Genomic DNA, 7,538 nt, shown 5'->3' on the forward strand with positions numbered 1-7,538 from the left:
CCGTGACCTGGAACATCGACATGAGCGGCTGCGCTTACAAGGTGGATGCCGAAGAGGCCGCCTGGAATTCCGGCAAGGAATATGAATCCGGCAATATGGGCCATCGCCCCGGCGTGAAGGGCGGTTATTTTCCGGTCCCGCCAGTGGACTCCGCTCAGGACCTGCGCTCCGCCATGTGCCTGGCCATGGAAGAGATGGGTTTGAAGGTGGAAGTGCATCACCATGAGGTGGCCACGGCCGGGCAGCACGAAATCGGCGTCGGTTTTAATACGCTGACCCGTAAGGCGGACGAGGTGCAGATCCTCAAATATGTCGTCCACAACGTAGCGGCGGCTTATGGTCAGACAGCCACTTTCATGCCCAAGCCCATCGTCGGTGACAACGGCAGCGGCATGCACGTCCACCAGTCCCTCGGCAAGGATGGCAAGAACATCTTTGCGGGTGATTTGTATGGCGGGCTGTCGGAGGTCGCGCTGTACTACATCGGCGGTATCATCAAGCATGCCAAGGCGATCAACGCGCTGACCAACCCCAGCACCAACAGCTACAAGCGTCTGGTGCCCCATTATGAGGCCCCGGTGCTGCTGGCTTACTCCGCCAAGAACCGTTCGGCCTCCATCCGTATTCCTTTCGTCAACAGCCCGAAGGCCCGGCGCATCGAAATACGTTTCCCGGACTCCACTGCCAACCCCTACCTGGCGTTTTCTGCCATGCTGATGGCGGGTCTGGACGGTATTCAGAACAAGATCCATCCCGGCGACGCCATGGACAAGAATCTCTATGATCTGCCCGCAGAAGAGCAGGCCAACATCCCCGGTGTGGCGGCGTCGCTGGAAGAAGCCCTGCGCGCTCTGGAAGCCGACCATGACTTCCTCATGAAGGGTGGCGTGTTTTCCGAGAGCTGGCTGGAAGGTTATCTGGATGTGAAGTGGGCCGAAGTGCAAACCCTGCGCATGACCACCCATCCGGTGGAGTTCCAGATGTATTACAGCCTCTGAGACCGGGTACAGCCCGCCGCCGCGGGCTTTCCCCGGCGCCATCAGCCCCGTGTTTTACGCGGGGCTTTTTTGTGGCCGCTGCCTTGACAATACGGGGCTTGGCGACCATATACAGAAATGCCGCGCTGGTCAGGAGAACAGGCTGATGAAGTACAGGAAATCCCCTCTTACGTCTGGTAAAGGTGAATCAAAGCGTGCAATAACGGCAGGAGCGTGTATTCTCCTGTCGGCCTTTCTGATCAACACTTCCGTGGATGCATCAACCATTTATCGCTGGGTGGGTGGCGGTGGAGTAGTCAGCTATGGCGAAACCCCGCCTGCGGGCGCCAAAGGCGTCGAGCAGATCTCCGGGGTGCCGCAGGGCGCGACCAGCACGCCTGTGTCTGCGCCCAGTGACAGCGTCACCCCGCCGTCAGAGCGGCCTGCGTCAGCGCCCACCGGGCCTGCCGCTAACCCGGCATTGAAGCGCATGCAGGCAGAACTGCTCGCGGCGCGTCTGGCGCTGATTCAGGCGACCAAAAATTATGAGCAGGGCAAGGTTATACGCACCGGCAACGAGCGCAATTATGCCCGCTATCTGGATCGCGTAAACGGCCTGAAACAGGCGATGGATGCGGCGCAATTGCGCGCGCTGTTGCTCCAGCGACAGATCCAACAGGTGCAGAACGAAGGTCCGGCGCCGACGGCTCCAGGGCGCGCGGCGCATTAGGTTGCCGGGTGCGGCGCGTGTCCGAGGCATAGACCCGAGGGCGCTTCGTAGCTTACCATAGACCGTAAGATAGCCACTGCACGCCTTTGGGAGACCTAATGCCGCGTTTCTTGCTCAGTAACGATGATGGTTATCTGGCACCGGGACTGGCGGCACTCGCTGAAGCAATAAGGCCTTTAGGCGATTTGGAAGTGCTGGCGCCGGAGCAGGATCGTAGCGGCGCCAGCAACTCCCTCACCTTGGACCGGCCGCTGCGGATGCGTACCGGGCTCAATGGATTTCACTATCTGGTCGGCGGCACGCCCACGGACTGCGTCCACCTCGCCGTCACCGGCATCTTCGCGGAAACGCCTGATATGGTGGTCTCCGGTATCAATCGGGGGGCCAACATGGGGGACGATGTGCTCTACTCAGGCACCGTGGCCGCAGCTACCGAGGGACGTTTTCTCGGTTTGCCTGCCATCGCGGTTTCCCTGGCCGGACGCGATTGCACCCACTTTTCGACCGCGGCGCGGGTGGCCGCCAAGTTGGTGACCGGGGTGCTGAGGCATGCGCTGCCTGCCGATACCATTCTCAACGTGAACGTGCCGGATTTGCCTTACCATGAAATCCGCGGATTTGAAGTGACGCGTCTGGGGCGTCGCCACAAGAGCGACATGGTGATACCGGCGGCGGATCCTCGCGGTGATCCCGTTTACTGGATTGGCCCTTCCGGGCGGGAGGCCGATGCCGGTCCCGGTACCGACTTTGACGCGGTGCGCCGCGGTTACGTCTCCATTACGCCGCTCGATCTGGATATGACCCGCTACAATTTTCTGGATGGTTTGAGTCAATGGCTGCTTCGTTGCTAGCCTTGAGTCCTGAAGTCGGCATGATCTCCCCGCGCACCAGAGGGCGGATGGTGCTCCGTCTGCGCGCGGAAGGCATCCGTGACGAGCGGGTGCTGGACGCGATGAATCGGGTTCCGCGTCATCGCTTTGTCGCGCAGGCGCTGGCGGGACGTGCCTATGAGCCGGTGTCTCTGCCCATCGGTTATGGACAGACCATCTCCCAGCCCTGGACCGTGGCGCGGATGACGGAGGCGATCCTGGAGGACAGGGGAATGCCGCAGCGGGTGCTGGAGATTGGTACCGGTTCTGCCTACCAGACGGCAGTGTGGGCAGAGCTGGGGGCGGAGGTCTTCAGCATTGAGCGTATCGGTCCGCTTCAGGAAATGGCGGAGGCGTTGCTGGGGCGGCTAGGCTATCGTCAGGTGCATCTGCATCACGGCGATGGTAGTGGCGGCTGGCCGGAAAAAGCGCCCTTTGATGCGATGGTCATTACGGCTGCCGTGCCCTGCGCCCTAGCACCCCTTTATCGCCAGTTGCGGGCCGGGGGACGTCTGGTGATGCCGGTGGAAGAAGGCGGCAGGCAGCATTTGCAAGTCAGTCATTGGGATGGCAGCGCGGCGCAGGTGATTCCGCTGGGCACCTGCCATTTTGTCCCCTTGCTGGCGGGAACGGTTTCGGTGGCCTCTGGAGAGTGTGTCGGATGAAAAGCGCGAGCAGAGACGAGGAAGAGGACGTTCAGGCAGGAGCCTCAGAGAAGGAAGAGGATGTTCCGGAAAAAGCCGATGGGGCAGAAGATTTTGGTGAGGCACACGACTGGGATGCCACCCGCTGTTATCTTCGGGAGATCGGTCATAGTCCGCTGCTGACGGCAGAACAGGAGGTCACCCTGGGGCGCCGGGTTCAGGCGGGGGACCAGGCGGCACGCTGCACCATGATAGAGAGTAACCTGCGCCTGGTGGTAAAGGTGGCGCGGCGCTATATCAACCGGGGGTTGCCGCTCCTGGACCTGATCGAAGAAGGCAATCTCGGGCTGATCCGAGCGGTGGAGAAATTTGATCCGGAGCGCGGCTTTCGCTTTTCTACCTATGCGACTTGGTGGATTCGCCAGAATATCGAGCGGGCGCTGATGAATCAGACCCGCACCATCCGCCTGCCCATTCACGTGATGAAGGAACTTAGTACCGTGCTGCGCGCGGTTCGCTGTCTCGGGCAAACCCTGCAGCGGGAGCCGACGCCGGAAGAGGTGGCAGAAGCTTTGGACCGCCCGGTAGAAGGAGTGCGCGATTGTCTGGAAATGGATGGCCGGGTGACGAGCCTGGATGTGCCCCATGGCCGGGAGTCGGATCGCCCTCTTGCGGATATTGTGGCCGATGCTGATGCGGTGAGCTTGGAAGACGGCCTGGCCGACCGGAATCTCTCCCAGCAGATGCAGCAATGGATTGCGACGATGACCGAGAAGCACCGGCTGGTGCTGCTCTGGCGTTTCGGTCTGGATGGTACCGACGGGGCGACGCTGGAAGAGGTCGGCTCCCGTCTTGGAGTTACCCGGGAGCGGGTGCGGCAGATTCAGGTAGAGGCATTGCTGGTGTTGCGCCGTCGCATTGAAAGGGAAGGGCTGACACCGGAGAGCCTCTTCGGCTGACGGCGGCGGGTGCCGGTGTGTTCAGGCCTCGGGCGGCAGCAGGGCGGCGACGACCACGCGATCTTCGGCCAGCAGAATGTTGTAGGTGCGACAGGCGGCGCTGGTGTCCATCACCTCTACGGCGAGTTCAGCGGCGCCCAGGGCACGCATGAGTTCCAGAGGAAAATGCTGGCACTTGCCGGTGCCCAGCAGCACGATGTCGGGTTTGCGCGCCAGCACTTCGGCAAAGTGCGAGAGCTGGAGTGCGTTGGCATGCTCCGGTCCCCAGGGGCTGTGCAGCCAGTCGGCACCGACCAGCAGGCCCTGCGTGTGGCGCTTGCCGTGAATGACGATGCCCTGTGGCCCGTAGGCGTGGACGACATTGTGGTGACCGAGGTGTTGTAGGTGTAATTTCATGTTGAATGTCCCTCATGCGGATTGACAGGCCTGCTTTGCCTCTCTATTGTTCTTCGATTTCGGCATTCGCTACAACCCTGAAGGCCCGCGCCACATGAACAGTGACTTTGAACGTATCCGTCGTCTCCCCCCTTACGTATTTAACATCGTTACGGACCTGAAGAATCAGGCCCGCAAGCGGGGCGAGGATATCATCGACTTTGGCATGGGTAATCCTGATCAGCCCACGCCCCAGTATATTGTCGACAAACTCTGTGAAACGGCCCAGCGCGGCGATACCCATCGCTACAGTGTGTCGCGCGGCATCCCCCGCCTGCGTCGCGCCATCACGACCTGGTATGAGCGCCGCTATGGCGTGCAGCTTGATCCCGAGTCTGAAGCCATTGTCACCATCGGCTCGAAAGAGGGCATTGCCCATCTGGCGCTGGCGACCATGGGTCCCGGCGATACGGTGTTGGTGCCGAGCCCGACTTATCCCATCCATCCCTACGGCTTTGTCATCTCGGGGGCCGACGTGCGCCATGTGCCGATGCTGCCGGGGGTGGATTTCTTCGAGGAACTGGAAAAGGCCGTCAAGGCCGCTTGGCCGAAGCCGAAGATGCTGGTGATCAACTTCCCCCACAACCCGACGGCGGCGGTCGTGGAGCTGGACTTTTTCGAGCGGATTGTCGCGTTTGCCAAGGAACACCGTATTTGGGTGGTGCATGATCTGGCTTATGCGGATATCGTCTTTGATGGCTATAAGGCGCCGAGCTTTTTGCAGGTGCCAGGGGCCAAGGACGTGGGCGTCGAGTTCTTCACCCTATCCAAGAGCTACAACATGCCCGGCTGGCGGGTGGGTTTTGCGGTGGGGAACCCGAAACTGGTGGGCGCGCTGGCGCGGATGAAGAGCTATCTGGATTACGGCACCTTTACCCCAATTCAGGTGGCGGCCATCACCGCGCTGGAAGGGCCGCAGGATTGCGTGGAAGATATCCGGCTGATGTATGAGCAGCGCCGCGACGTGCTCTGCGAGGGGCTGGACGCGGCGGGTTGGGTGGTCGATAAGCCCAAGGCGACCATGTTTGTCTGGGCAAAAATTCCCGAAGCATTGCGCAAGATGGGCTCGCTGGAATTCTCCAAGCTGGTACTGGACCGCGCCAAGGTGGCGGTCAGCCCAGGTATCGGCTTTGGCGAGTTGGGCGACGAATATGTGCGTTTCGGGCTGGTGGAGAATGAGCATCGCACCCGTCAGGCTATCCGCGGCATTAAACACATGTTTCGTGAGGATCTGTAATGGCGGACGATATGGAACCAGTACGGATCGGTATTCTTGGCATGGGCACTGTCGGCCAGGGGACGGTGCGGGTGCTGGAGCGCAATGCGGAAGAGATCACCCGTCGGGTCGGGCGGGAGCTACGGGTGGTCCATGCGGCGGTGCGTAATCCGGCGCGTCTGGAAGGATTGGGGCTGGATGCGCGGATCAGTAGCGATCCCTGGGCGGTGGTGTGCGATCCCGAGGTAGACGTGGTCGTCGAGGTGATGGGTGGTCAGGAGCCCGCCCTGGACCTGCTGATGGCCGCTATCGCGGCGGGTAAGCATGTGGTGACCGCCAACAAGGCGCTGCTGGCCGAGCATGGCAACGAGATTTTCGCGGCGGCGCAGGCGCAGGGGGTGATGGTCGCTTTCGAGGCGGCGGTGGCGGGTGCCATTCCCATCATCAAGGCGATCCGCGAGGGGCTGGCGGGCAACCGGATTCAGTGGCTGGCGGGTATCATCAACGGCACCAGCAACTATATTCTCTCCCAGATGTTCCGCGCGGGTTGGGATTTTCAGCAGGCCCTGGCGGAGGCGCAGCGCCTGGGTTATGCCGAGGCCGATCCGGGGCTGGATGTGGATGGCGGCGATGCCGCGCACAAGATTACCCTGATGGCGTCTATTGCTTTCGGTATTCCGGTGGATTTCGCCCATTGTCATGTGGAAGGCATCCGTGCGCTGGAACGGATTGATGTGGTCTATGCCGCCGAGCTGGGCTATCGCATCAAGTTGCTGGGGATTGCGCGGCGCCGCGCGGATGGCGTCGAGTTGCGGGTCCATCCGACCCTGATTCCCCATAGTCATCTGCTGGCCAATGTGGAGGGAGCCTTCAATGCGATTCTGGTGGAGAGCGATGCGGCGGGGCAGAGCCTGTATTATGGACGCGGCGCGGGCGGCGATCCCACGGCCAGCGCCGTGGTGGCCGATTTGGTGGATGTGGCGCGGACCATGACCGCCGACCCCAGCAACCGGGTGCCCCATCTCGCCTTCCAGCCCGATGCCATGAGTGCCTTGCCGCTGCTGCCCATGGCCGAAGTGGAGAGCGCTTACTATCTGCGCATCCACGCCCACAACCGCCCCGGTGTGCTGGCACAGGTGGCGACGATGCTGGCGGAGTATGAGATTTCCATCGAAGCGCTGGTGCAGAAAGAGACACCGGAGGCAGACAGCGTGCCCATCGTCCTGCTGCTGCACCGCTGCCGGGAGGGTGACCTGGAGCAGGCCATCGCCCGCATTGAAGCCCTGCCAGTGGTCGTTCAGCCCGTATTGCGCCTGCGCGTCGAGAGCTTGGCGGAAGGGTGATCCATCCGCCACACTGAATTTTGGCATTTCATCTTAAATCAGGATAACTTCATGACCCGTTATACCGGTATAATCGACCATTACCGCGCCTTTCTGCCCCTGGCTCCCGAGACTCAGGCGGTGAGCCTGGGTGAGGGCAATACGCCGCTGATCGAATGCATCAATCTACCCCGCCAGCTCGGCCTCGATATCCGCCTTTTCCTCAAGTTTGAGGGCCTGAATCCCACCGGCTCCTTCAAGGACCGTGGTATGACCATGGCGGTGACCAAGGCCAAGGAAGAAGGCAGCGAGATGGTGATCTGCGCCTCCACCGGCAACACTTCGGCGGCAGCAGCGGCCTACGCGGCGCGGGCGGGGATGCGCGC

9 protein-coding genes are annotated in these 7,538 nt (G+C 61.6%); 8 read left to right on the forward strand and 1 reads right to left on the reverse strand.

Annotation, left to right across the window (positions count from 1 at the left end; translation table 11 throughout):
• The 5 genes from glnA to rpoS form a co-directional block, all read left to right on the forward strand.
• The coding region (glnA, locus tag AC2VNK_RS00765; RefSeq protein ID WP_486882456.1) for a type I glutamate--ammonia ligase at positions 1-998 on the forward strand (998 nt) is incomplete at its 5' end.
• Positions 999-1,143: 145 nt separating this feature from the next.
• Positions 1,144-1,707, forward strand: coding sequence for a DUF4124 domain-containing protein (locus tag AC2VNK_RS00770; protein WP_486882457.1), 564 nt, complete (start codon positions 1,144-1,146; stop codon positions 1,705-1,707).
• A 98-nt stretch (positions 1,708-1,805) separates the two neighbouring features.
• Positions 1,806-2,558 (forward strand): 5'/3'-nucleotidase SurE, encoded by a 753-nt coding sequence (gene surE, locus AC2VNK_RS00775; RefSeq protein WP_291522054.1) that lies wholly within the window; start codon positions 1,806-1,808, stop codon positions 2,556-2,558.
• Positions 2,540-3,241 carry a protein-L-isoaspartate(D-aspartate) O-methyltransferase gene (locus tag AC2VNK_RS00780; RefSeq protein ID WP_486882458.1) on the forward strand — a complete coding sequence of 234 codons (702 nt, stop codon included), beginning with the start codon at positions 2,540-2,542 and terminating at the stop codon, positions 3,239-3,241. Before surE ends, AC2VNK_RS00780 begins: the two co-directional genes overlap by 19 nt.
• Complete coding sequence (gene rpoS / locus AC2VNK_RS00785; protein ID WP_291522051.1) at positions 3,238-4,179, forward strand: RNA polymerase sigma factor RpoS; 942 nt, start codon at positions 3,238-3,240, stop codon at positions 4,177-4,179. Before AC2VNK_RS00780 ends, rpoS begins: the two co-directional genes overlap by 4 nt.
• A gap of 21 nt (positions 4,180-4,200) precedes the next feature.
• On the opposite strand, the gene AC2VNK_RS00790 is transcribed toward rpoS, so the two are convergent.
• Complete coding sequence (locus AC2VNK_RS00790) at positions 4,201-4,575, reverse strand: Mth938-like domain-containing protein (RefSeq protein WP_486882459.1); 375 nt, start codon at positions 4,573-4,575, stop codon at positions 4,201-4,203.
• A 94-nt stretch (positions 4,576-4,669) separates the two neighbouring features.
• Between AC2VNK_RS00790 and alaC the strand changes: the two genes are divergently transcribed.
• From alaC to AC2VNK_RS00805, 3 genes are all read left to right on the forward strand, one after another.
• Positions 4,670-5,851 (forward strand): alanine transaminase, encoded by a 1,182-nt coding sequence (gene alaC, locus AC2VNK_RS00795; protein ID WP_291522049.1) that lies wholly within the window; start codon positions 4,670-4,672, stop codon positions 5,849-5,851.
• Positions 5,851-7,173, forward strand: a complete 1,323-nt coding sequence (locus tag AC2VNK_RS00800) for a homoserine dehydrogenase (RefSeq protein ID WP_486882460.1) — start codon at positions 5,851-5,853, stop codon at positions 7,171-7,173. The genes alaC and AC2VNK_RS00800 overlap by 1 nt, the downstream gene beginning before the upstream one ends.
• Positions 7,174-7,224: 51 nt before the next feature.
• The coding region (locus AC2VNK_RS00805; RefSeq protein ID WP_486882461.1) for a pyridoxal-phosphate dependent enzyme at positions 7,225-7,538 on the forward strand (314 nt) is incomplete at its 3' end.

The organism is Acidithiobacillus sp. TH-A35 (assembly GCF_057473505.1).